Annotated in this window: 30 protein-coding genes, 3 pseudogenes and 1 other annotated feature; of the genes and pseudogenes, 20 read left to right on the top strand and 13 right to left on the bottom strand. The window is 51.0% G+C overall.

Features of this window, described 5'->3' with window-relative positions; all coding sequences use genetic code 11:
• The first annotated feature begins 77 nt into the window (after window positions 1-77).
• From EAS44_RS10545 to EAS44_RS10500, 10 genes and pseudogenes are all read left to right on the top strand, one after another.
• Window positions 78-761 (top strand): hypothetical protein, encoded by a 684-nt coding sequence (locus tag EAS44_RS10545; RefSeq protein WP_001361977.1) that lies wholly within the window; start codon window positions 78-80, stop codon window positions 759-761.
• 15 nt (window positions 762-776) lie between these two features.
• Entirely contained in the window at window positions 777-1,187 is a 411-nt protein-coding gene (locus tag EAS44_RS10540; protein ID WP_000846713.1) for a hypothetical protein, read from the top strand.
• A gap of 210 nt (window positions 1,188-1,397) precedes the next feature.
• Entirely contained in the window at window positions 1,398-2,216 is an 819-nt protein-coding gene (locus EAS44_RS10535) for a DUF932 domain-containing protein (RefSeq protein WP_126160267.1), read from the top strand.
• 81 nt (window positions 2,217-2,297) lie between these two features.
• Window positions 2,298-2,777, top strand: coding sequence for an antirestriction protein (locus EAS44_RS10530; RefSeq protein ID WP_000860074.1), 480 nt, complete (start codon window positions 2,298-2,300; stop codon window positions 2,775-2,777).
• Window positions 2,778-2,792: 15 nt separating this feature from the next.
• Window positions 2,793-3,269, top strand: a complete 477-nt coding sequence (gene yeeS / locus EAS44_RS10525) for a JAB domain-containing protein (protein ID WP_001186773.1) — start codon at window positions 2,793-2,795, stop codon at window positions 3,267-3,269.
• Window positions 3,270-3,331: 62 nt separating this feature from the next.
• Window positions 3,332-3,553, top strand: a complete 222-nt coding sequence (gene yeeT, locus EAS44_RS10520; RefSeq protein WP_000692323.1) for a DUF987 domain-containing protein — start codon at window positions 3,332-3,334, stop codon at window positions 3,551-3,553.
• Between the two features lie 73 nt (window positions 3,554-3,626).
• Window positions 3,627-3,995, top strand: a complete 369-nt coding sequence (cbeA, locus tag EAS44_RS10515; RefSeq protein WP_001285585.1) for a type IV toxin-antitoxin system cytoskeleton bundling-enhancing antitoxin CbeA — start codon at window positions 3,627-3,629, stop codon at window positions 3,993-3,995.
• An 88-nt stretch (window positions 3,996-4,083) separates the two neighbouring features.
• A pseudogene (gene cbtA, locus EAS44_RS10510) lies at window positions 4,084-4,457 on the top strand (type IV toxin-antitoxin system cytoskeleton-binding toxin CbtA).
• Entirely contained in the window at window positions 4,454-4,648 is a 195-nt protein-coding gene (gene yeeW / locus EAS44_RS10505; RefSeq protein WP_000988600.1) for a DUF5983 family protein, read from the top strand. Before cbtA ends, yeeW begins: the two are co-directional and overlap by 4 nt.
• A 33-nt stretch (window positions 4,649-4,681) precedes the next feature.
• Window positions 4,682-4,774 (top strand): annotated as a pseudogene (locus EAS44_RS10500) (DUF957 domain-containing protein); the annotation flags it as partial.
• A gap of 288 nt (window positions 4,775-5,062) precedes the next feature.
• On the opposite strand, the pseudogene EAS44_RS10495 reads toward EAS44_RS10500, so the two are convergent.
• Window positions 5,063-5,200, bottom strand: a pseudogene (locus tag EAS44_RS10495) (transposase domain-containing protein); the annotation flags it as partial.
• A 62-nt stretch (window positions 5,201-5,262) separates the two neighbouring features.
• Here EAS44_RS10495 and EAS44_RS10490 point away from each other — a divergent pair.
• Complete coding sequence (locus EAS44_RS10490) at window positions 5,263-5,445, top strand: EutP/PduV family microcompartment system protein (protein ID WP_001016349.1); 183 nt, start codon at window positions 5,263-5,265, stop codon at window positions 5,443-5,445.
• Between the two features lie 100 nt (window positions 5,446-5,545).
• Here EAS44_RS10490 and tmaR read toward each other — a convergent pair whose 3' ends face one another.
• The 4 genes from tmaR to dacD form a co-directional block, all read right to left on the bottom strand.
• Entirely contained in the window at window positions 5,546-5,875 is a 330-nt protein-coding gene (gene tmaR / locus EAS44_RS10485; protein WP_000450409.1) for a DUF496 family protein, read from the bottom strand.
• A 171-nt stretch (window positions 5,876-6,046) separates the two neighbouring features.
• Window positions 6,047-7,105 carry an FUSC family protein gene (gene yeeA / locus EAS44_RS10480; RefSeq protein WP_001200892.1) on the bottom strand — a complete coding sequence of 353 codons (1,059 nt, stop codon included), beginning with the start codon at window positions 7,103-7,105 and terminating at the stop codon, window positions 6,047-6,049.
• 197 nt (window positions 7,106-7,302) lie between these two features.
• Window positions 7,303-7,776 carry a DNA gyrase inhibitor SbmC gene (gene sbmC / locus EAS44_RS10475; RefSeq protein WP_001105376.1) on the bottom strand — a complete coding sequence of 158 codons (474 nt, stop codon included), beginning with the start codon at window positions 7,774-7,776 and terminating at the stop codon, window positions 7,303-7,305.
• Between the two features lie 118 nt (window positions 7,777-7,894).
• The gene (dacD, locus tag EAS44_RS10470) at window positions 7,895-9,061 is read right to left on the bottom strand and encodes a serine-type D-Ala-D-Ala carboxypeptidase DacD (protein WP_001296209.1); all 1,167 of its coding nucleotides are present in this window, start codon (window positions 9,059-9,061) and stop codon (window positions 7,895-7,897) included.
• Window positions 9,062-9,269: 208 nt separating this feature from the next.
• Here dacD and sbcB point away from each other — a divergent pair, with 208 nt between their 5' ends.
• Window positions 9,270-10,697, top strand: a complete 1,428-nt coding sequence (gene sbcB / locus EAS44_RS10465; RefSeq protein ID WP_000980562.1) for an exodeoxyribonuclease I — start codon at window positions 9,270-9,272, stop codon at window positions 10,695-10,697.
• Between the two features lie 42 nt (window positions 10,698-10,739).
• Here sbcB and tsuB read toward each other — a convergent pair whose 3' ends face one another.
• From tsuB to yefM, 8 genes are all read right to left on the bottom strand, one after another.
• Window positions 10,740-10,967: a thiosulfate utilization sulfurtransferase TsuB/YeeD gene (gene tsuB / locus EAS44_RS10460; protein WP_000985273.1), complete on the bottom strand. Its 228-nt coding sequence runs from the start codon at window positions 10,965-10,967 to the stop codon at window positions 10,740-10,742.
• 13 nt (window positions 10,968-10,980) lie between these two features.
• Window positions 10,981-12,039, bottom strand: coding sequence for a thiosulfate utilization transporter TsuA/YeeE (tsuA, locus tag EAS44_RS10455; protein ID WP_000492334.1), 1,059 nt, complete (start codon window positions 12,037-12,039; stop codon window positions 10,981-10,983).
• A 178-nt stretch (window positions 12,040-12,217) separates the two neighbouring features.
• On the bottom strand, window positions 12,218-13,576 hold the full coding sequence (gene plaP / locus EAS44_RS10450; protein ID WP_000019197.1) for a putrescine/proton symporter PlaP: 1,359 nt from the start codon (window positions 13,574-13,576) through the stop codon (window positions 12,218-12,220).
• The gene (gene yoeI / locus EAS44_RS10445; protein WP_010723108.1) at window positions 13,566-13,628 is read right to left on the bottom strand and encodes a membrane protein YoeI; all 63 of its coding nucleotides are present in this window, start codon (window positions 13,626-13,628) and stop codon (window positions 13,566-13,568) included. The genes plaP and yoeI overlap by 11 nt, the downstream gene beginning before the upstream one ends.
• Window positions 13,629-13,842: 214 nt before the next feature.
• Window positions 13,843-14,772, bottom strand: a complete 930-nt coding sequence (yeeY, locus tag EAS44_RS10440) for a LysR substrate-binding domain-containing protein (protein WP_025857311.1) — start codon at window positions 14,770-14,772, stop codon at window positions 13,843-13,845.
• 45 nt (window positions 14,773-14,817) lie between these two features.
• A complete protein-coding gene (yeeZ, locus tag EAS44_RS10435; RefSeq protein ID WP_000754737.1) occupies window positions 14,818-15,642 on the bottom strand; it encodes an SDR family oxidoreductase in 825 nt (274 codons plus the stop codon).
• Window positions 15,643-15,724: 82 nt separating this feature from the next.
• Window positions 15,725-15,979 (bottom strand): type II toxin-antitoxin system mRNA interferase toxin YoeB, encoded by a 255-nt coding sequence (gene yoeB / locus EAS44_RS10430; protein ID WP_000767826.1) that lies wholly within the window; start codon window positions 15,977-15,979, stop codon window positions 15,725-15,727.
• The gene (yefM, locus tag EAS44_RS10425) at window positions 15,976-16,227 is read right to left on the bottom strand and encodes a YoeB-YefM toxin-antitoxin system antitoxin YefM (RefSeq protein WP_001259255.1); all 252 of its coding nucleotides are present in this window, start codon (window positions 16,225-16,227) and stop codon (window positions 15,976-15,978) included. The genes yoeB and yefM overlap by 4 nt, the downstream gene beginning before the upstream one ends.
• Before the next feature lie 299 nt (window positions 16,228-16,526).
• Window positions 16,527-16,650: a sequence feature (His leader region), on the top strand.
• A 46-nt stretch (window positions 16,651-16,696) separates the two neighbouring features.
• Here yefM and hisG point away from each other — a divergent pair.
• From hisG to hisIE, 8 genes are read left to right on the top strand one after another with little or no spacing between them, the layout of a single operon-like run.
• A complete protein-coding gene (gene hisG, locus EAS44_RS10415) occupies window positions 16,697-17,596 on the top strand; it encodes an ATP phosphoribosyltransferase (RefSeq protein WP_000131782.1) in 900 nt (299 codons plus the stop codon).
• Window positions 17,597-17,601: 5 nt separating this feature from the next.
• Window positions 17,602-18,906 carry a histidinol dehydrogenase gene (hisD, locus tag EAS44_RS10410; protein ID WP_001350692.1) on the top strand — a complete coding sequence of 435 codons (1,305 nt, stop codon included), beginning with the start codon at window positions 17,602-17,604 and terminating at the stop codon, window positions 18,904-18,906.
• On the top strand, window positions 18,903-19,973 hold the full coding sequence (gene hisC, locus EAS44_RS10405) for a histidinol-phosphate transaminase (RefSeq protein WP_000108997.1): 1,071 nt from the start codon (window positions 18,903-18,905) through the stop codon (window positions 19,971-19,973). The genes hisD and hisC overlap by 4 nt, the downstream gene beginning before the upstream one ends.
• Window positions 19,973-21,040: a bifunctional histidinol-phosphatase/imidazoleglycerol-phosphate dehydratase HisB gene (gene hisB, locus EAS44_RS10400; RefSeq protein ID WP_000080128.1), complete on the top strand. Its 1,068-nt coding sequence runs from the start codon at window positions 19,973-19,975 to the stop codon at window positions 21,038-21,040. Before hisC ends, hisB begins: the two co-directional genes overlap by 1 nt.
• Entirely contained in the window at window positions 21,040-21,630 is a 591-nt protein-coding gene (hisH, locus tag EAS44_RS10395) for an imidazole glycerol phosphate synthase subunit HisH (protein ID WP_001103560.1), read from the top strand. Before hisB ends, hisH begins: the two co-directional genes overlap by 1 nt.
• Window positions 21,630-22,367 carry a 1-(5-phosphoribosyl)-5-[(5-phosphoribosylamino)methylideneamino]imidazole-4-carboxamide isomerase gene (gene hisA, locus EAS44_RS10390; RefSeq protein ID WP_000586495.1) on the top strand — a complete coding sequence of 246 codons (738 nt, stop codon included), beginning with the start codon at window positions 21,630-21,632 and terminating at the stop codon, window positions 22,365-22,367. The genes hisH and hisA overlap by 1 nt, the downstream gene beginning before the upstream one ends.
• Window positions 22,349-23,125: an imidazole glycerol phosphate synthase subunit HisF gene (hisF, locus tag EAS44_RS10385; protein WP_000880175.1), complete on the top strand. Its 777-nt coding sequence runs from the start codon at window positions 22,349-22,351 to the stop codon at window positions 23,123-23,125. The genes hisA and hisF overlap by 19 nt, the downstream gene beginning before the upstream one ends.
• Window positions 23,119-23,730 carry a bifunctional phosphoribosyl-AMP cyclohydrolase/phosphoribosyl-ATP diphosphatase HisIE gene (gene hisIE, locus EAS44_RS10380; RefSeq protein ID WP_000954911.1) on the top strand — a complete coding sequence of 204 codons (612 nt, stop codon included), beginning with the start codon at window positions 23,119-23,121 and terminating at the stop codon, window positions 23,728-23,730. The genes hisF and hisIE overlap by 7 nt, the downstream gene beginning before the upstream one ends.
• The last annotated feature ends 90 nt before the right edge of the window (window positions 23,731-23,820 follow it).

Raw genomic sequence — 23,820 nt, 5'->3', positions numbered from 1 at the left:
AAAATATTTTCAGATATATATTACCTGAGAGAAAGTTTTACCCCTCACCTGTCAATTCACTCACTGGAAATTTAATTATGAAATTACCTGTAAAGTTATTAATGAGCCTTATATCTCTGGTCAGCGTTATTGCACGTGCCGGGGAATATAAAAATTACAGCCGGGATGAAATAAAATACTGGCGATATACATCATACAAGGGGGGGAAACTTCCGGAAGGTTTCACTGATGAGAAATTTTCCAGCGCCATTTACAACGGAAGAATATTTACAATGAAACGTTTACATACCCTTATGTTATTTCTGGCGGTTCTGTTCACGGGCTTTAACTTTAACGCAGAAGCGGCTACCGTAAAACAAGCACTTAGTTGTAACCCGGAAGCCTGGGCTGAACAACCTGGAGCGTGTCCATCAACGTACGAGTTGTACGAAGGTGACGCTACCTACAAAGCCGCTATCGACAAAGCATTAAAACCGGTCGGACTGAGCGGCATGTTCGGTAAAGGCGGCTATATGGATGGCCCTGGTGGAGGTATCACGCCAGTAAACATTAACGGTACAGTCTGGCTCCAGGGCGACGGTTGCAAAGCCAATACCTGCGGCTGGGACTTTATCGTAACACTCTATAACCCAAAAACCCATGAAGTTGTTGGCTACCGTTACTTTGGTTTAGATGACCCGGCCTACCTGGTTTGGTTCGGTGAAATTGGCGTGCATGAATTCGCGTATCTGGTGAAAAACTACGTAGCTGCGGTTAACTAATTTAAGGAGTCTATCATGAAAACTTTTATCAAAACTTTACTCGTTGCTGTAACTATTCTGTTCTCTGTCTTCGCTACTGCGAAACAAGTAAAACTGCCAAATAACATCAAATACGTTAATACTACAGAAGCGTTTTCCTGTACTGAGATTGACGGTATGAATTGCCAGACAAAGAATCAGTTCAACTATAAAGATAACAGCTATGTTTTCGTGCTTGAACGTGGTGGTGCCTGGTGCTACGACTACACTGTCTCGGTAGTTAACCTGAAAACCGGGAAAGCACAAATGATTGAATACGGGGACAATCAACTGTGCTCAGGTAGCAACAAACCGTTCTTCGAAATCAAAAATGGCGTACCGACGGTAGGAGTCATCGACACATCCGGAAAACCTGTCGTTGTAGCCCAGGACAAACTTAAAATCTAAGGAGTAAACCATGCGTTTCTCTGCACATTATTAATATCAAAGGTAAATACAGCCCCAGCCATTGTTACCGGAAAGCCGCTTAATGCGTGGCTCGCCAGTGAAAGGCCTCTCAGACAATAAACCTTATTCATTTCACCCGTCAGGCCGCGTCTTCTCCGGGAGACGCAGCTTTTTCATTTATACCGCTAACTCATTCATAAGGAGCAAATCATGCGATTAGCAAGTCGTTTTGGTCATGTAAACCAGATACGCCGTGACCGTCCGCTGACACACGAAGAACTGATGCACTATGTACCCAGTATTTTTGGGGAAGACCGGCATACCTCCCGCAGTGAACGGTATGCGTACATTCCCACCATTACCGTCCTGGAAAATCTGCAGCGGGAAGGCTTTCAGCCGTTCTTCGCCTGCCAGACCCGTGTGCGCGACCCGAGCCGCCGGGAATATACCAAACATATGCTGCGTCTGCGGCGGGCCGGACAGATAACCGGTCAGCATGTGCCTGAAATTATTCTGCTCAACTCCCATGACGGTTCATCCAGCTACCAGATGTTACCCGGATATTTTCGTGCCATTTGTACCAATGGACTGGTCTGCGGTCAGTCTCTGGGAGAATTGCGTGTTCCACACCGGGGAAATGTAGTGGAGAAAGTTGTCGAAGGGGCTTACGAGGTGGTGGGCGTGTTTGACCGGATAGAGGAGAAGCGTGATGCCATGCAGTCGCTGGTCCTGCCGCCACCGGCACGCCAGGCGCTGGCACAGGCGGCACTGACTTACCGTTATGGTGACGAACATCAGCCCGTCACCACCGCCGACATTCTGACGCCGCGACGCCGGGAGGATTACGGTAAGGACCTGTGGAGCGCATATCAGACCATCCAGGAGAATATGCTGAAAGGCGGGATTTCCGGTCGCAGTGCAAAAGGAAAACGTATCCATACCCGGGCCATTCACAGCATTGATACCGACATTAAGCTCAATCGCGCATTGTGGGTGATGGCAGAAACGATGCTGGAGAGCCTGCGCTGATGCCGTTTCCCTGAGTGAGGGAATCATTCAGCTTTCGTTCCTGAAAAACACACATTTATTTGTTATTTAAGGAGTTATCTCATGAAAACCGTTTCTCAGAATACCCCCACAATTTATTCAGCTACAACACCAGAGAATAATCCGCCTCAGTTGGTTGCCAGCCTCGTCCCTGATGAACAGCGCATCAGCTTCTGGCCGCAGCATTTTGGCCTCATTCCACAGTGGGTGACCCTGGAGCCCCGTGTCTTCGGCTGGATGGACCGTCTGTGCGAAGACTACTGCGGTGGTATCTGGAATCTGTACACCCTGAACAACGGCGGGGCATTTATGGCACCCGAACCGGATGACGATGATGACGAAACATGGGTACTGTTCAATGCCATGAACGGTAACCGCGCTGAAATGAGCCCGGAAGCCGCCGGCATTGCTGCCTGTCTGATGACGTACAGTCATCATGCCTGTCGTACGGAGTGTTATGCCATGACGGTCCATTATTACCGGTTGCGGGATTACGCCCTGCAGCATCCGGAATGCAGCGCCATTATGCGCATCATCGACTGAATGGAGAGAAGTACAATGCAACAGCTTTCCTTTCTGCCCGGAGAGATGACGCCCGGCGAGCGCAGCCTCATTCAACGGGCCCTGAAAACCCTGGACCGCCATCTTCATGAACCCGGCGTGGCCTTCACCTCCACCCGTGCGGCACGAGAATGGCTGATTCTGAACATGGCGGGACTGGAGCGTGAAGAGTTCCGGGTGCTGTATCTGAACAACCAGAATCAGCTGATTGCCGGTGAAACCCTCTTCACCGGCACCATCAACCGCACGGAAGTCCATCCCCGGGAAGTGATTAAACGCGCCCTGTACCACAATGCCGCTGCCGTGGTACTGGCACACAATCACCCGTCCGGTGAAGTCACACCCAGCAAGGCAGACCGCCTTATCACGGAACGTCTGGTACAGGCACTGGGCCTGGTGGATATCCGGGTGCCGGACCATCTGATAGTCGGTGGCAACCAGGTTTTCTCCTTTGCCGAACATGGTCTGCTTTAACCCTTCACAACCACATCACACCTGTTTTCACTTTTATCTTCTGTCTTCAGAGGTATCCCATTATGAAAATTATCACCCGTGGTGAAGCCATGCGTATTCACCAACAACATCCGACATCCCGTCTTTTTCCGTTCTGTACCGGTAAATACCGCTGGCACGGCAGTGCTGAAGCGTATACCGGTCGTGAAGTGCAGGATATTCCCGGTGTGCTGGCCGTGTTTGCTGAACGCCGTAAGGACAGTTTTGGTCCGTATGTCCGGCTGATGAGCGTCACCCTGAACTGAGTGGGAATTCTGATGAGCAGAATTATCGCCACTACCGGACCATTCTTAGCCGATTTTCTGTAAGGATTTTATCGTGTCAGACACACTCCCCGGGACAACACTTCCCGACGACAATCACGACCGCCCCTGGTGGGGGCTGCCCTGCACCGTGACGCCCTGTTTCGGGGCACGTCTGGTGCAGGAGGGTAACCGGTTGCATTACCTTGCCGACCGCGCCGGTATCAGAGGCCTGTTCAGCGATGCAGATGCGTACCACCTGGACCAGGCCTTTCCGCTGCTGATGAAACAACTGGAACTCATGCTCACCAGCGGTGAACTGAATCCCCGCCATCAGCATACCGTCACGCTGTATGCAAAAGGGCTGACCTGCAAAGCCGATACCCTCAGCAGTTGTGGTTACGTTTATCTGGCTGTTTATCCGACGCCCGAAATGAAAAATTAACTCTCCAGAATAGCCTTCTGCTACGGCCTGGTGTTTTCACCACGCCACTTTTCCATTTTTATATCTGCATATCAGGAAAATCTTCAGTATGAAAACATTACCTGTATTACCCGGGCAGGCGGCCAGTTCTCGCCCGTCTCCTGTTGAAATCTGGCAGATACTGCTGTCCCGACTGCTGGACCAGCACTATGGCCTCACACAGAATGACACACCTTTTGCCGATGAACGTGTGATTGAGCAGCATATTGAGGCAGGCATTTCACTGTGTGATGCGGTGAACTTTCTCGTGGAAAAATACGCGCTGGTGCTACCGACCAGCCGGGATTCAGCGCCTGTACCCGCTCTCAGTTAATAAACAGCATCGATATCCTCCGGGCTCGCAGGGCGACCGGCCTGATGACCCGCGACAATTACAGAACGGTAAATAACATTACCCTGGGTAAGTATCCGGAGGCGAAATGATGACACTGGAAGCCGACAGCGTTAACGTACAGGCGCTGGATATGGGGCACATTGTCGTTGACATTGATGGTGTTAATATCACTGAACTGATTAATAAGGCCGCTGAAAACGGTTATTCACTCCGCGTGGTGGATGACCGTGACTCTACCGAAACACCGGCAACTTATGCCAGCCCTCACCAGTTGCTGTAAGACAATGCAGTGATGCAGGGTATAGTGCCATTAACCACAGAAACAGCACTGTTGTCCTGTATTAAGCAGGCAAGAGAAGATGTCCTTACCCTGCGCCATCTGCAGCTTCTGCACCAGAACCGGTGAATCTCACTCAACAGGCTTCATTTCCCCTGACGCCAGCCTGAATACAGCTGGCGTTTTCATTTATAAACAGAAAGGAAAACCGATAATAATGGAATGGACGCCCCGACCATGAAGCAACGGTAGGATATTACTGATAAACCTTCCAGTGGAGGTGCGTTATGGCCGTTTTAACGATTAGCATTGACCTGACAAAAAATGAATTCCAAATCCACGGTCTGGGTAGGAACAGAAAAATCTAAGCTCAGAAAACGGATTAAAGTAAGCGTCAACGGAGCACCGTATTGACGCTTATTTATTGGTGAGAACTACGTTCCATGGCAGGAGTTCGTCAACACGGTTGGAGGGCCATTCCGGCAGTATGCTCAGAATATGGCGCAGATACGCTTCCGGATCGATACCGTTCAGACGGCAGGTGCCTGCTTTTCCGGCAACAAGCAGGAATCTCAGCGCTGAAGCAGGAATTAGAGGTAAAAACGCCCTACCGGGCCATGAATCACCCGGTCATTGGAGTAGTAACCAAAGCAGATTTAGCCAGTATGGAACAAACATCTTTGGTGAAATGTTGGTTACGGGAAGCTGGAGCGCACAACGTGTTAGTAACCAGTGCGGTTAATAACAATGGAGTTACAGAAGTTTTTGCCTTGCTGCATACAGAAGAAGGCTGTCGCTAATTTCGATAGGTTCTCAGATGAGAATGATGACGGTGATACACAGATAAGAATCAATGAGCACTGAGGGTTGCCGGGCAACCCTCATTGAATAAAACAGGAATTACTTCGCTTCGCCGTTTTTCATTTCGCCCATAGCTTTCAGCTTTTTGGAGATATCGCGGCGTTCTTTGGAGAGCTCGGCATTTTTGATGATGTAATCGTCAACGCGATCTTCATAGTCACCTTTCATGCTGGCGATGATGCCCTGGATTGCTTCAACGCTCATCCCTGGCTTGATGTAATCGCTCAGGTTGTCCAGCAACAGGACGCGCTTCTGGTTGTCACGGATCTTTTTCTCAACGTCCTGAATTTCACGTTGCAGTTTGTTCTTACGACGGAACAGACGAACAAATTCCAGTACGTCCTGGAATGAAGGCTTGGTAGTTTCCATTTTTATACCCCTGATAATGTGAGAGTCGGATTCGTTTAAGCAACCGCTATTCGTTAGGGCCAACATTACTCATAGCTGCCGCAGATGACAATGCTTTTATCCCTTTTCACTATCATACCCTTTATCCTTGCTGAATCGAAGCAGCAGCAAGATGATTCTGAAGTTCAGGAATTATTTGCGCAAGGCCCGGCAAATCAGACTCGATAGCAACTCAAGCTGATGTGCCGTTTCCATGTTCAGCCACACATAACCATAGATTGGTGTTTCCACAACCTTCAGGTCATGGTGGTTATTCAGCAACTGACGCAGCTCTTCCACAGCATCGTTCAATTTTTCCGTATTGGCAAAAACCGGCTGCGGATTACCTTCGTACAGCGCATGAACAAGGCTCAGCAGTATTTGCTGCATCATGTGCTGGGTATCACGAAGTTTTTGCGCGTTCAATAACACGAAATGGCTGGGGCGCGTGGCCCAGTATGCATTGATTTGCAACTCCAGCATACAAACCAGATTGCGATTAATGGTCTGGATACCTTCATATATCGATTTTGGAATACGGGTTTCTTTGCTGGCGGGCGCAATCAGCCCACGCATTTTCACGGCATCGGTCAGCAGTTTTTGTAGATGGCTTTCCAGACGTGGGCGTTCGAGTAAGTTCGGTGAGAATGCCGATTGATAGACCCGATTATACTCGGTCAGACTTTTCGCCAGTTGAATGCGCCAGTGGATGAACGCGCGTTGTGGCCAGATACCGGTAAACAACATTGCCAGTAAAGAGCCGAGGATCACATCGCCGCTTCGCCATAACGCCGTATCAATTTCACCTGTCGGGGAACCCACAACAATTGCCAGCGTCACCCCAATCAATAATCCTTGATACGGTTTCTTGCCCAGCGCCAGCCAACCGCAAAGAAACATCGCCGCCGCGCACCAGACTAACATCAGCGGTAACGAAATTAACTCCAGTTGCAGAGCGATAAGACCTAAAATCGAACCCAACACCGTACCGCCAATACGTTCGAAGGCACGAGGGACAACGTTCCCCCAGAACGAGATTGGCCCCATAATCACCACCATGGTGACCAGCGGCCAGGTGCTTTCCGGGATAGTAAACAGGCGGATAATGAGAAAAGTGAGCAGGAATGCCAGCGCGACCCGAGTACCATGCACAATGCGGTAATGGCGGTATACCCGGATTTCAAACGGGCTTAATGACTTATCGGCACGCACACAGAAACTCCGTAATGAAGATTAAAAGCGCTCATAACTCATCTGTCGGCCAGAAGGCGCGCCTCTGAATTATCCGACGGACAAACCGGGAACAGTGTAATTTCCCGGCAGGAGCGAAAAAATTGAAAGGCGCATCTTACTCTTTTCACTTTCAAAAAAAGAGTGGTCTTCGCGTCAACACACCGCCCTGAGATGAATTAGTGATGTTTTGGCTGCACCGCAACATACATTTCGATATCCCAGTACCCATCTTCCGCGCCATTGTTCAAGTAAACCTCGAAGCAGGGCTTTGGTAACATTTCATAGGCACTGTCCTGCAAGAGGCTATTAAAGAACTGATACCAGGGTTTAGCAAAATCATCACCGACTACACGAGCCACCGCCACCGCATACTGACCACCTGAAATTTCTGTCAGAATGACGCCCTCACTGTTTTCGGGGAGCGTAAAGTTATTCGGTACCGTCACGACGGTGTCGCAGCGTAATTTTTCGGCGGGTGTTTCATCCGGATTGTCGTAATAGACAGCAACCCACTCCTTCGGCACAATATTTTTGCTATCTATCCACATCATCAACTGCTCAAAACCTTTCTTTACCGTCTGCTCCCACGGGCCAACAAGATGGAAACCTGCAACGGTACGTTTATCTTCCTGCTTAATCTCGTAGTTCATGACGCCTCCACTAATACTGTTTTTATATACAGTATAGTTGCAATATTAAAACCACAAGGAATGAGTGTTGATTATGCGAGCAGACTCGCACTCCTGCCAGTCTGCTGCAAAAGAAAGGTCAGGCCTTATGGTGGAAATAATCACTCAGCCGGGAAAACATGCTGCCTTCCCCGACAGATTCCAGGGTAACCAGCGGCCAGTGCGCCACCTGTTTATCACGGTCATAAAGTTCAATTTCCCCTACCCGCTGATGGGCGCTAATTGGCGCGGTGAGTTCTTTACCATCAAGGGTATATTTGGCTTTGATATGTGGAATTTCGGCTTTCGGTAGCACCATCCAGAACTCTTGTTCCGTTCCCAGGGCGATATTTTCTTTATCGCCATACCAGATGCGTTCCGTTCCGACCTTTTTCCCACGGTGCAAAATTTGCACCGTAGTAAAGTTTTGTTGCCCCCAACGCAGTAATTTTCTTGCCTCTTCCTCACGACCTTTTGCACTGTCAGCCCCCATTACCACTGCAATGAGACGACGCTGCCCATCCACAGCCGAAGCAATGAGATTAAACCCGGCACCAGAAGTATGACCCGTTTTCAGGCCGTCAACATTCATGGTTTTATCCCACAATAACCCGTTACGGTTTTGCTGAGTGATACCGTTCCAGGTGAGGCTTTTCTCACTGTACATATGATAAAACTCGGGCTCGCCGTGGATGATAGCGCGAGAAAGCACAGCTAAATCATAAGCCGAGCTATGCTGGCCAGGTGCATCCAGACCATGCACTGTTTCAAAATGCGTATCCTTGAGATGCAGCTTCTCGGCATAGTTGTTCATCATTTCAACAAACTGCCGTTGCCCACCGGCAATATAGTCAGCCAGAGCAACACAAGCGTCATTTCCGGAATCCACAATTAAACCACGGCTTAAATCACGTACCGATACGCGATCGCCCTCTTTCAGAAACATCAGTGAAGAACCGACAAACACCGGATTATCTTTCGCCCACGCATCGCGCCCCACGGTGACAATATCGTCTGGCGTAATGCGATGACTATCGATAGCACGATCCACGACATAGCCCGTCATCAGCTTTGTCAGGCTGGCGGGATTGCGCTGTTGATGCTCATTACCCGCGGTGAGAATCTGACCGGTGGTGTAATCCATCAATACCCAGGACCCGGCATGAATCTCTGGAGGCTGAGGTGAAAAAGGAATGTTTTCCGCCGCAAAACCAGACGATAAATTAAAAACGAACAAAGAAGCAGCAATAATAAGACGGCGTTTCAACAGCAAACCCTCAGGTGTTTCAAATAGCTGTTCTTTTTACGGAAATACTTATGAACTGGCTGGAATAAAGTGCAAGAAAATGTGACTACTACCTCATTTTTATCTGACATGATCTGTTGCCACTCGCTGCCAAATTGTCGCGCTAAAGCTGATTAGCACGGTGATATTTGATACTCTGGCAGACAGCAGAAATAACGGATTTAACCTAATGATGAATGACGGTAAGCAACAATCTACCTTTTTGTTTCACGATTACGAAACCTTTGGAACGCACCCCGCGTTAGATCGCCCTGCACAGTTCGCAGCCATTCGCACTGATAACGAATTCAATGTCATCGGCGAACCCGAAGTCTTTTACTGCAAGCCCGCGGATGACTATTTACCCCAGCCTGGAGCAGTATTAATTACCGGTATTACCCCGCAGGAAGCACGGGCGAAAGGAGAAAACGAAGCCGCGTTTGCCGCCCGTATTCACTCGCTTTTTACCGTACCGAAGACCTGTATTCTGGGCTACAACAATGTGCGTTTCGACGATGAAGTCACACGCAACGTTTTTTATCGTAATTTCTACGATCCTTACGCCTGGAGCTGGCAGCATGATAACTCGCGCTGGGATTTACTGGATGTTATGCGTGCCTGTTATGCCCTGCGCCCGGAAGGAATAAACTGGCCTGAAAATGATGACGGTCTACCGAGCTTTCGCCTTGAGCATTTAACCAAAGCGAATGGTATTGAACATAGCAACGCCCACGATGCGATGGCTGATGTGTACGCCACTATTGCGATGGCGAAACTGGTAAAAACGCGTCAGCCACGCCTGTTTGATTATCTCTTTACCCATCGTAATAAACACAAACTGATGGCGTTGATTGATGTTCCGCAGATGAAACCCCTGGTTCACGTTTCCGGAATGTTTGGGGCATGGCGTGGCAATACCAGCTGGGTGGCACCGCTGGCGTGGCATCCTGAAAATCGCAATGCCGTAATTATGGTGGATTTGGCAGGAGACATTTCGCCATTACTGGAACTGGATAGCGACACATTGCGCGAGCGTTTATATACCGCAAAAACCGATCTTGGCGATAACGCCGCCGTTCCGGTTAAGCTGGTGCATATCAATAAATGTCCGGTACTGGCCCAGGCGAATACGCTACGCCCGGAAGATGCCGACCGACTGGGAATTAATCGTCAGCATTGCCTCGATAACCTAAAAATTCTGCGTGAAAATCCGCAAGTGCGTGAAAAAGTGGTGGCGATATTCGCGGAAGCCGAACCGTTTACGCCTTCAGATAACGTGGATGCACAGCTTTATAATGGCTTTTTCAGTGACGCCGATCGTGCAGCAATGAAAATTGTGCTGGAAACCGAGCCGCGTAATTTACCGGCACTGGATATCACTTTTGTTGATAAACGAATTGAAAAACTGTTGTTCAATTATCGAGCGCGCAACTTCCCGGGGACGCTGGATTATGCCGAGCAGCAACGCTGGCTTGAGCACCGCCGCCAGGTCTTCACGCCAGAGTTTTTGCAGGGCTACGCTGATGAATTGCAGATGCTGGCACAACAGTATGCCGATGACAAAGAGAAAGTGGCGCTGTTAAAAGCGCTTTGGCAGTACGCGAAAGAGATCGTCTAATTTGAAGCCTCCGCCGCTGGTACGGCGGAGGACAATGTTGAGTCAGGCTTTTTGAACGGTGATGCTCCACGCTGCATCGCCAATCTGCTGATAATCGGTGATGGCATGTCCTTCTTCTGCCGCCCACTGTGGGATTGCTTCAGTTGCCTGGGTGCAATCAAACTCAATTACCAACTCATCGCCGCTGGCCATTTCTGCCAGTGCTGCTTTTGCTTCTATGAGTGGAAACGGACAGACCTGCGTCACCACATCCAGCTTTTTAATCGCCATCTTTACACCTTACTTAATTTGCCGCAGCAGTTGCCAGTCGCGCCTTACGCTGCGGTCGAACATACACAAGCCAGGACGCAGTCCAGACTCCGAGAATCATAAATACAAGGCCAATCCAGCCCTGCCAGGTCATCATTGCAGTCATGACCAGTCCATTACCGATAGAGCAACCACCTGCAATGCTGGCACCGAAGCCCATCAGTACACCACCTAACCCGCTACGTAATGTTGTTTGTGCATCAGCAGCGCGAACGCGGAACTCACGGCTCGCTTTGGCGGCAATAAATGACCCCACGAAGATCCCTAACACCAGGAAAACGCCCCAGTTAATGTATTTCACGTCACCCGCGACCAGAAATTGCAGAATATTGGCCGTTGGGGAAGTGATGCCTAACCCAAACATACGTCCGGTTGCTTCACTCAGGGGCCAGGCTAAAAGCGCAATCAAACCGATGAGTACAGCTGTGACAAAGGGATGCCAGCGTTTTTCAAACAGAATATGAGCGATCCCGGTTCGGCGCGGCGGTAAGGTCGCGACTTTGAGTTTTGGCTTCTTCAACTCTTTCATCACCACCCAGAGCGTTATCACCAGCAAAACGGCAACCAACGGCCACACAGACAAATTAAAAGTATCAGCAATAGAGTTATGTTCAGTAGTGTAGTGCTGCAAGGTTTGATTTAAACCACTGGCGTGTGGAGAACGCATCACCGCACTCATCACCATATAAGTGAAAAGCGCGATCCAACTGCCGATCAATCCCTCACCCGCGCGATACCAGGTCCCGGTGGCACATCCACCCGCCAGAACAATTCCCAGCCCGAAAAGATACCCACCTATAACAGTACCAAGCCACGGGAACCCCCCGGCTTCGTAAGTCAGTAGGCCCGCCTGAATTAACGCAAAAACCCCCACGCTTTGTACCGAAATTGCAATCAGCAAGGCGTAAAACATGCGATTATTTTTCGCGATATACATATCGCGAAAACCACCTGTCAGGCAAAAACGCCCACGCTGCATGACAAATCCCAGCAGAGCACCACAAATTAGCCCGCTTAATATCATTGAAAACATAAATTAATTAACCAGATGAATGTTAATGAGGAAATTATTCATGACTGGTGGAATGCAGACCAATAACCAAATTCTCTAAATTAGAACAAATGGTTATTAATGAGGATTTCGATAAAAAAGAATAAAAAAACCGGAGCCAAATATTCATTCGACTCCGGTTGATTATTAGAAAAGATGATTATGCTACGTCTTCGTACTGCGGAACCGGGTTACGGAAGCTCTTGGTGACGCAAGCCAGGTAAATCAGACCGATAGCAGCCCAGATCAGACCCAGAACCATTGAGCTTTCTTCCAGGTTAACCCACAGCGCACCAACGGTCAGCGCACCACACATCGGCAGGAACAGATACTGGAAGTGATCTTTCAGCGTCTTGTTACGCTTCTCACGGATCCAGAACTGCGAGATAACCGACAGGTTAACGAAGGTGAACGCCACCAACGCACCAAAGTTAATCAGCGCCGTAGCCATTACCAGGTCGAAGTTGATTGCCAGCAGGGCAATCGCGCCAACCAGGATGATGTTCATCGCCGGAGTACGCCATTTCGGGTGTACATAACCGAAGAAGCTTTTCGGGAACACGCCGTCACGACCCATTACGTACATCAGACGCGCTACGCCTGCGTGCGCCGCCATACCGGACGCCAGTACGGTAATGGTGGAGAAGATCAGCGCGCCAACCTGGAACGCTTTACCCGCAACGTACAGCATGATTTCAGGCTGTGACGCATCCGGATCTTTAAAGCGAGAGATATCCGGGAAGTACAGCTGCAGGAAGTAAGTTGCAAAGATGAAGATCATGCCGCCAATCAGCGCGGTCAGGAAAATCGCACGCGGGATCACGCGCTCTGCATCTTTGGTTTCTTCCGACAGGTTGCTGATGCCGTCAAAGCCGGTAAAGGAGAAGCACAGGATTGTCGCCCCGGTAATCATCGGGATAACATGCGCATCGCCAGACCAGAACGGACGAGTGCTCGCCAGCGTACCCGCGCCTTCACCTTCAAATACTCCGTAAACTACCATGCCCAGAATTACCGCGATCAGCACTACCTGCAACACCACGATGACGGTGTTGAAGTTCGCTACGGATTTCAGACTACGCAGGTTAAAGGCGGTCATAAAAGCCACCAGCGCCACCACAAACATCCACGATGGAATGGAAGGCACCAGAGCTTCAAAATAGATTTTCGCCAGCAGAATGTTGATCATCGGCGCGAACAGATAGTCGAGCAGAGAAGACCAACCCACCATAAAGCCGACGGTCGGGCTAATGGATTTCTGGGCGTAAGTGTATGCAGAGCCAGCAGAAGGATAGCGGCGAACCAGCTTCCCGTAGCTCAGAGCCGTAAACAGGATCGCAATCAATGCGAACGCATAGGCTGTCGGCACATGACCATCCGTGAGGCCTGAAACGATACCAAAAGTATCAAACAGCGTCATCGGCTGCATATAGGCAAGACCCATCATTACAACCGGAACTAACGTAAGCGTTTTACGCAATTCCACGCGAGAGGTGTTTGGAGTAACGTTATGCGACATGGTCATTCTCCTTTACGGTGATAACCGTCGCGTAAGCAAAAAATTGCCCCATTTTTTTGGATTCCTCAGCGACAACAACTGTCGATTTTTAGTAAATATCTATCCGGTACGAAGCCCGGCCTCTTGGTATGAATGATTGGTTTGAAGCAAAAAATAACCGACGCTGATGAAACGTCGGTTTTTAGTCATTTTTTGACAGCGGCGCATTGTGCCTAAATGGGGGGGAAATGACAAGAGAATGAGAGGCTTGTCATAATAATTTTTCTTTAAATGGCTGATTTTCCGTCATCAGATTTTGCATAAACACCGGCGATCGCACTATTTGCTAAAATCTCGTCTCGCCACCAGGCGCTGGCAAGTCCTGCGGTCTGTTCGTTCCAGCCAATCCAGACAGGTTCAAAGAGAGTTTGGGCGACCACTTTCTTCTCGATTAACGCGCCACTATCGAGAAAACGTTGCGCCAGATAACGGGGTAAATAGCCGCAGCCGAGGCCGCTAATTTGCAGCTCCAGCTTGGTTTTAAAATCGAAAACGGTAATGGCTTCTTGTTCGTCGAGAAGTTGCGAGGCCGTAGAAGCGCCGGCCTGCGCAGTATCCCCTACCACAATCGCCCTATATTGCTTAATGATACGACGGTTTAACGGTTCTTCTTCCTGGGCTAACGGATGATGGGGCGCGACCGCAAAGACTTGTTCAAGATCGCCCAACCGCGAGAAACCAAACTCACTGGAAGATGGTGGCTCATGCATCGCGCCAACAATAATATCCGCTCGCCCCTGAGTCAGGGCATCCCAGGAACCACCGAGTACGCCATTGATAAACTTCAGGCGCGTCACGCTATGATGTTGATAAAAAGCTTCAATGAGTGGCGCAAGCAGAGAAAAAGGGAAGGTGTCGTCCATGCCAATCACCAGCTCGTTTTCCCAGCCTTCATGCAGTTTGATCGCCTGCTTTTCCAGTTCTCGCACGGTATGCAGAACTTCCCTCCCTTTCTCTAATAACATTTTTCCGGTGCGGGTGAATTTAGCGCGGTGTCCGCTACGATCAAGCAATTGAATATTAAGGTCGCTTTCCAGCTTGTGAACGGTGTAACTCAGAGCGGACGGCGTCTTGTAGAGTTTGGCCGACGCCGCCGCAAAACTGCCCTCTTTTTCTAAGGCATCGAGGATCATCAACACATCCAGCAGTGGTTTCATACACGCCCCCTTGCAGTGCATGCGGCGTCCTGCTGGCGTGATCGTTTACTCCAGCGGCATTACCAGCGGATCGGGATACTGGTATTCAAATCCCAGTTCATTACAAATCCGACTGCCATCAATAATCTTACCTTTTCCGCTGTCCAGACTATTTCTGAACTGCGGAGGTTCCAGTCCCAGTAAACGGGCCATCTGCGGATAGAAAACATTACGCGCAGGGTGAGCTGGCGCACATATATTATAGATGTGTCCGCCTTTAGGTGCCTGTAACAACAGAGTGATAGCGCCAATAACATCTTCTAAATGGACTAAATTAACACCATGTTCACCATCAGGGGCGGTTTTTCCGGCAAAGAAACGTCCGGGATGACGTCCCGGTCCGACCAGACCCGCAAGACGCAGAATATCGACCGAAGTTCCGGGTAAATTGTGCAGCCAGTCTTCGAGTTCTTCTAATACTCGTCCACTGTTGGTTACCGGATTACGCGGGGTGGTTTCTTTCACCGTGCCTTGTGCGTCGCCATAGACAGACGTCGAGCTGGTAAAAATAATACGGGGAATACGATGAGCCAGCGCGCTATCCACTAACTCTTGTACCGCTTGTAAATAGAACTCATCGCCGGGGCCGCTACGACGTGCCGGAAGCGTAATGACCAGCGCATCGGCATCCATAAGGGCATCCAGATCGTCAGAATCGCAAACTAACTCAGGCTCCATGCGAAGCAGATAGCTATCAATGCCACTCATTCGGGCCGCTTCGACACCATCTTGTGTGGTTTTACTCCCGGTGACTTGCCAGCCTCGCGCTGAAAGTGACATCGCCAGCGGCATACCTAACCACCCTAACCCGACAATTGCGACCTTTTTCATCCGTTATCTCCTGATACACCTTAGATCTATAAGGCTACGCTAGCGTATCAAAACTGACAATTCATTCTATGAATGAATCTCTTCAATAATGATAACGACATGCTGCAATGAGCAGTGAATCATCAGTAACCGCGTATACCAGACGGTGTTCCTCTATAATGCGTCGGGACCAGAAGCCTGACAAATTATGTTTCAGGGGTTCTGGCTTCCCCTTACCTTCAAATGGTGTTCTGCGGGTATCTTTGATAAGTTCATTGATCTTTTTAACAATTCGCTTATCTGTTTCCTGCCAGTACAGATAATCATCCCATGATTCCTCAGACCAGATTAGTTTCACTCAATAATGTCCTTTTCTGTTCCTTTGCCTGATTTCAGGCTATCGATTGAGTCCATCAATCTCCGGGCGTTAGCGGGGGAACGCAGTAGATAAGCCGTCTCTTCCAGCGAGTTGTATTCTTCGAGTGACATCAGAACACAAGCCTCTCCATTCTGACGAGTAATAAGGATCGGTGCATGATCTTCAACGGCTTTCATCATTGTTGCCGACAAATTCTGACGCGCTTCGCTGTAGCTAATTGTACGCATGTCAATCTCCTCTTTTGTACAGTTCATTGTACAATGATGGGCGTTAATTAACTATTTATTAATTAGTTTGTAGATCAAGACATTGTCAGCGAGACGAAAAATCAGACTTTGCTCTTTTTGGTGCTGTCAAGTTAGAGGACAGTCCTCTTAGCCCTCTCCTTTCCCCGCTCATTCATTAAACAAATCCATCGCCACAAAATATATAAAAAATCCCTTGCTTTCTATCGTGAAACTGGTTTAGGTTAAAAGGCATCGGTTGAATAAACATTCACAGAGAATTTTATGACTCGCGTTCAATTTAAACATCACCATCATCCTGACTAGTCTTTCAGGCGATGTGTGCTGGAAGACATTCAGATCTTCCAGTGGTGCATGAACGCATGAGAAAGCCCCCGGAAGATCATCTTCCGGGGGCTTTTTTATTGCGCGGTCGATAACGATTCAGACAGGTTAAGAGAGGAAGAAGAAAATGACAGACAACACTCGTTTACGCATAGCTATGCAGAAATCAGGCCGTTTAAGTGATGATTCACGCGAGTTGCTGGCGCGCTGTGGGATTAAAATCAATCTTCACACCCAGCGACTGATCGCAATGGCTGAAAACATGCCGATTGATATTCTGCGCGTGCGTGACGACGATATTCCCGGTCTGGTAATGGACGGCGTGGTAGACCTTGGGATTATCGGCGAAAACGTGCTGGAAGAAGAGCTGCTTAACCGCCGCGCCCAGGGTGAAGATCCGCGCTACTTTACCCTGCGTCGTCTGGATTTCGGCGGCTGCCGCCTTTCGCTGGCAACGCCGGTTGATGAAGCCTGGGACGGTCCGCTCTCCTTAAACGGTAAACGTATCGCCACCTCTTATCCTCACCTGCTCAAGCGTTATCTCGACCAGAAAGGTATCTCTTTTAAATCCTGCTTACTGAACGGTTCTGTCGAAGTTGCGCCGCGCGCCGGACTGGCGGATGCGATTTGCGATCTGGTTTCCACCGGTGCCACGCTGGAAGCTAACGGCCTGCGCGAAGTCGAAGTTATCTACCGCTCGAAAGCCTGCCTGATCCAGCGCGATGGCGAAATGGAAGAATCTAAACAGCAACTGATCGACAAGCTGCTGACCCGTATTCAGGGTGTGATCCAGGCGCGCGAATCAAAATACATCATGATGCACGCACCGACCGAACGCCTGGATGAAGTCATCGCCCTGCTGCCAGGTGCCGAACGCCCAACCATTCTGCCGCTGGCGGGTGACCAACAGCGCGTAGCGATGCACATGGTGAGTAGCGAAACCCTGTTCTGGGAAACGATGGAAAAACTGAAAGCGTTGGGTGCCAGTTCAATCCTGGTCCTGCCGATTGAGAAGATGATGGAGTGATTGCCATGAGCTTTAACACAATCATTGACTGGAATAGCTGTACTGCGGAGCAACAACGCCAGCTGTTAATGCGCCCGGCGATCTCCGCTTCTGAAAGCATTACCCGCACCGTTAACGATATTCTCGATAACGTGAAAACGCGTGGCGATGAAGCCCTGCGTGAATACAGCGCGAAGTTTGATAAAACCACGGTTACCGCGCTGAAGGTGTCTGCTGAGGAGATCGCCGCCGCCAGCGAACGCCTGAGCGACGAGCTAAAACAGGCGATGGCGGTGGCAGTAAAGAATATTGAAACCTTCCACACTGCGCAAAAACTGCCGCCGGTAGATGTAGAAACGCAGCCAGGCGTGCGTTGCCAGCAGGTCACGCGCCCGGTGGCTTCAGTGGGTTTGTATATTCCTGGCGGCTCCGCCCCGCTCTTCTCAACGGTATTAATGCTGGCAACTCCGGCGCGTATTGCGGGCTGTAAAAAAGTGGTGCTGTGCTCACCGCCGCCGATTGCCGATGAGATCCTTTATGCGGCGCAGCTGTGCGGTGTGCGGGACGTGTTTAACGTCGGCGGCGCACAGGCCATTGCCGCACTGGCGTTTGGTACAGAATCCGTGCCGAAAGTGGACAAAATCTTCGGGCCAGGTAACGCCTTTGTCACCGAGGCAAAACGTCAGGCGAGCCAGCGTCTGGACGGTGCGGCTATCGATATGCCCGCAGGCCCGTCGGAAGTGTTGGTCATTGCTGACAGCGGCGCTACGCCGGATTTCGTGGCTTCTGATTTGCTTTCTCAGGCTGAACACGGCCCGGACTCACAGGTGATTTTACTGACCCCCGACGCCGATATGGCGCGTCGCGTTGCCGAGGCCGTCGAACGCCAACTGGCAGAACTGCCGCGTGCCGAAACCGCCCGCCAGGCACTGAACGCCAGCCGCCTGATCGTGACTAAAGATTTAGCGCAGTGCGTGGAGATCTCCAACCAGTACGGCCCGGAGCACCTGATCATTCAGACCCGCAACGCCCGCGAACTGGTCGATGGCATCACCAGCGCCGGTTCGGTATTTCTCGGTGACTGGTCACCGGAATCGGCAGGTGATTACGCCTCCGGCACCAATCACGTGCTGCCGACTTACGGTTACACCGCCACCTGTTCCAGCCTCGGGCTGGCAGATTTCCAGAAACGCATGACCGTACAGGAACTGTCGAAAGAAGGCTTTTCCACGCTGGCTTCGACCATTGAAACACTGGCCGCCGCCGAGCGCCTGACCGCCCACAAAAATGCCGTTACTTTGCGTGTTAACGCCCTTAAGGAGCAAGCATGAGCACCGTGACTATTACCGATTTAGCGCGTGAAAACGTCCGCAACCTGACGCCGTATCAGTCAGCGCGTCGTCTGGGCGGTAACGGCGATGTCTGGCTGAACGCCAACGAATACCCCACTGCCGTGGAGTTTCAGCTCACTCAACAAACGCTCAACCGCTATCCGGAATGCCAACCGAAAGTGGTGATTGAAAATTACGCGCAATATGCAGGCGTAAAACCGGAACAGGTGCTGGTCAGCCGTGGCGCGGACGAAGGCATTGAACTGCTGATTCGCGCTTTTTGCGAACAGGGTAAAGACGCCATCCTCTACTGCCCGCCAACGTACGGCATGTACAGCGTCAGCGCTGAAACCATTGGCGTCGAGTGCCGCACAGTGCCGACGCTGGACAACTGGCAACTGGACTTACAGGGCATTTCCGACAAGCTGGACGGCGTAAAAGTGGTCTATGTTTGCAGCCCCAACAACCCCACCGGGCAACTGATCAATCCGCAGGATTTTCGCACCCTGCTGGAGTTAACCCGCGGTAAGGCGATTGTGGTTGCCGATGAAGCTTATATCGAGTTTTGCCCGCAGGCATCGTTAGCTGGCTGGCTGGCGGAATATCCGCACCTGGCTATTTTGCGCACACTGTCGAAAGCTTTTGCTCTGGCGGGGCTTCGTTGCGGATTTACGCTGGCAAACGAAGAAGTCATCAACCTGCTGATGAAAGTGATCGCCCCCTACCCGCTCTCGACGCCGGTTGCCGACATTGCCGCACAGGCGTTAAGCCCGCAGGGAATCGTCGCCATGCGCGAACGGGTGGCGCAAATTATTACAGAACGCGAATACCTGATTGCCGCACTGAAAGAGATCCCCTGCGTGGAGCAGGTTTTCGACTCTGAAACCAACTACATTCTGGCGCGCTTTAAAGCCTCCAGTGCAGTGTTTAAATCTTTGTGGGATCAGGGCATTATCTTACGTGATCAGAATAAACAACCCTCTTTAAGCGGCTGCCTGCGAATTACCGTCGGAACCCGTGAAGAAAGCCAGTGCGTCATTGACGCCTTACGTGCGGAGCAAGTTTGATGAGTCAGAAGTATCTTTTTATCGATCGCGATGGAACCCTGATTAGCGAACCGCCGAGTGATTTTCAGGTGGACCGTTTTGACAAACTCGCCTTTGAACCGGGCGTGATCCCGGAGCTGCTGAGGCTGCAAAAAGCGGGCTACAAGCTGGTGATGATCACTAATCAGGATGGTCTTGGAACACAAAGTTTCCCGCAGGCGGATTTCGAAGGCCCGCACAACCTGATGATGCAGATCTTCACCTCGCAAGGCGTGCAGTTTGATGAAGTGCTGATTTGTCCGCACCTGCCCGCCGATGAGTGTGACTGCCGTAAGCCGAAAGTAAAACTGGTGGAGCGTTATCTCGCTGAGCAAGCGATGGATCGTGCCAATAGTTATGTGATTGGCGATCGCGCGACCGATATTCAACTGGCAGAAAACATGGGCATTAATGGTTTACGCTACGACCGCGAAGCCCTGAACTGGCCGATGATTGGCGAACAACTCACCAAACGAGACCGTTACGCCCATGTAGTGCGCAACACCAAAGAGACGCAGATTGACGTTCAGGTATGGCTGGATCGCGAAGGTGGCAGCAAGATTAACACCGGCGTTGGCTTCTTTGATCATATGCTGGATCAGATCGCTACCCACGGCGGTTTCCGTATGGAAATCAACGTCAAAGGCGACCTCTATATCGACGATCACCACACCGTCGAAGATACCGGCCTGGCGCTGGGGGAAGCGTTAAAAATTGCCCTCGGCGATAAACGCGGTATTTGCCGCTTTGGTTTTGTGCTGCCGATGGACGAATGCCTTGCCCGCTGCGCGCTGGATATCTCTGGTCGCCCGCACCTGGAATATAAAGCTGAATTTACCTACCAGCGCGTGGGCGATCTCAGCACCGAGATGATCGAGCACTTCTTCCGTTCGCTTTCATACACCATGGGCGTGACGCTACACCTGAAAACCAAAGGTAAAAACGATCACCACCGTGTAGAGAGCCTGTTCAAAGCCTTTGGTCGTACCCTGCGCCAGGCCATCCGCGTCGAAGGCGACACCCTGCCCTCGTCGAAAGGAGTGCTGTAATGAACGTGGTGATCCTTGATACTGGCTGCGCCAACCTGAACTCTGTGAAGTCTGCCATTGCGCGCCACGGTTATGAACCCAAAGTCAGCCGTGACCCGGACGTCGTGTTGCTGGCCGATAAACTGTTTTTACCCGGCGTTGGCACCGCACAAGCAGCGATGGACCAGGTGCGTGAGCGCGAGCTATTTGATCTCATCAAAGCCTGTACCCAACCGGTGCTGGGCATCTGCTTAGGGATGCAACTGCTCGGGCGACGTAGCGAAGAGAGCAATGGCGTCGACTTGCTGGGCATCATCGACGAAGACGTGCCGAAAATGACCGACTTTGGTCTGCCACTGCCACATATGGGCTGGAATCGCGTTTACCCGCAGGCAGGCAACCGCCTGTTTCAGGGGATTGAAGACGGCGCGTACTTTTACTTTGTTCACAGCTACGCAATGCCGGTCAATCCGTGGACCATCGCCCAGTGTAATTACGGCGAACCGTTCACCGCGGCGGTACAAAAAGATAACTTCTACGGCGTGCAGTTCCACCCGGAGCGTTCTGGTGCCGCTGGAGCTAAGTTGCTGAAAAACTTCCTGGAGATGTGATGATTATTCCGGCATTAGATTTAATCGACGGCACCGTGGTGCGTCTCCATCAGGGCGATTACGGCAAACAACGCGATTACGGTAACAACCCGCTGCCGCGCTTACAGGATTACGCTGCGCAAGGTGCCGAAGTGTTGCACCTGGTGGATCTGACCGGGGCAAAAGATCCGGCTAAGCGTCAAATCCCGCTGATTAAAACCCTGGTCGCGGGCGTTAACGTTCCGGTGCAGGTTGGCGGCGGCGTGCGTAGCGAAGAAGACGTGGCGGCGTTACTGGAAGCGGGCGTTGCGCGCGTGGTGGTTGGCTCCACCGCGGTGAAATCACCAGAAATGGTGAAAGGCTGGTTTGAACGTTTTGGTGCCGATGCCTTAGTGCTGGCGCTGGATGTCCGTATCGACGAGCAAGGCAACAAGCAGGTGGCAGTCAGCGGCTGGCAAGAGAACTCAGGCGTTTCGCTGGAACAACTGGTGGAAACCTATCTGCCCGTCGGCCTGAAACATGTGTTGTGTACCGATATCTCGCGCGACGGCACGCTGGCAGGTTCTAACGTCTCTTTATATGAAGAAGTGTGCGCCAGATATCCGCAGGTGGCATTTCAGTCCTCCGGCGGTATTGGCGACATTGATGATGTTGCTGCTCTACGTGGTACTGGCGTGCGCGGCGTAATAGTTGGTCGGGCATTACTGGAAGGTAAATTCACCGTGAAGGAGGCTATCGCATGCTGGCAAAACGCATAATTCCATGTCTCGACGTTCGTGATGGTCAGGTGGTGAAAGGCGTACAGTTTCGCAACCATGAAATCATTGGCGATATCGTGCCGCTGGCAAAACGCTACGCCGAAGAAGGTGCAGACGAACTGGTGTTCTACGATATCACCGCTTCCAGCGATGGCCGTGTGGTAGATAAAAGCTGGGTATCTCGCGTGGCGGAAGTGATCGACATTCCGTTCTGCGTGGCGGGTGGGATTAAGTCTCTGGAAGATGCCGCGAAAATTCTTTCCTTTGGCGCGGATAAAATTTCCATCAACTCGCCTGCGCTGGCGGACCCGACGTTAATTACTCGCCTGGCGGATCGCTTTGGCGTGCAGTGTATTGTGGTCGGCATTGATACCTGGTACGACGCCGAAACCGGTAAATATCATGTGAATCAATATACCGGCGATGAAAGCCGCACCCGCGTTACTCAGTGGGAAACGCTCGACTGGGTAGAGGAGGTGCAAAAACGCGGTGCCGGAGAAATCGTCCTCAACATGATGAATCAGGACGGCGTGCGTAACGGTTACGACCTCGAACAACTGAAAAAAGTGCGTGAAGTTTGCCACGTCCCGCTGATTGCCTCCGGTGGCGCGGGCACCATGGAACACTTCCTCGAAGCCTTCCGCGATGCCGACGTTGACGGCGCGCTGGCAGCTTCCGTATTCCACAAACAAATAATCAATATTGGTGAATTAAAAGCGTACCTGGCAACACAGGGCGTGGAGATCAGGATATGTTAACAGAACAACAACGTCGCGAACTGGACTGGGAAAAAACCGACGGACTGATGCCGGTGATTGTGCAACATGCGGTATCCGGCGAAGTGCTAATGCTGGGCTATATGAACCCGGAAGCTCTGGACAAAACCCTCGAAAGCGGCAAAGTCACCTTCTTCTCGCGCACTAAACAGCGACTGTGGACCAAAGGCGAAACGTCGGGCAATTTTCTCAATGTGGTGAGTATTGCCCCGGACTGCGACAACGACACGTTACTGGTGCTGGCGAATCCCATCGGGCCAACCTGCCACAAAGGCACCAGCAGCTGCTTCGGCGACACCGCTCACCAGTGGCTGTTCCTGTATCAACTGGAACAACTGCTCGCCGAACGTAAATCTGCCGACCCGGAAACCTCCTACACTGCCAAACTGTATGCCAGCGGCACCAAACGCATTGCGCAGAAAGTAGGCGAAGAAGGCGTGGAAACCGCGCTGGCCGCGACGGTACATGACCGCTTTGAGCTGACCAACGAGGCATCTGATTTGATGTATCACCTGCTGGTGTTGTTGCAGGATCAGGGGCTGGATTTAACGACGGTAATTGAGAACCTGCGTAAACGGCATCAGTGAGTTGCGGGGTAAGCGGATGCGATATTGTTGCCGCATCCGGCAAAAAAACGGGCAAGGTGCACCACCCTGCCCTTTTTCTTTAAAACCGAA

The organism is Escherichia coli DSM 30083 = JCM 1649 = ATCC 11775 (genome assembly GCF_003697165.2).
GTDB classification, from domain to species: Bacteria; Pseudomonadota; Gammaproteobacteria; order Enterobacterales; family Enterobacteriaceae; genus Escherichia; species Escherichia coli.
Note: the sequence above shows the minus strand (reverse complement) of the source record. Positions and strands in the feature narration are given on the sequence as shown.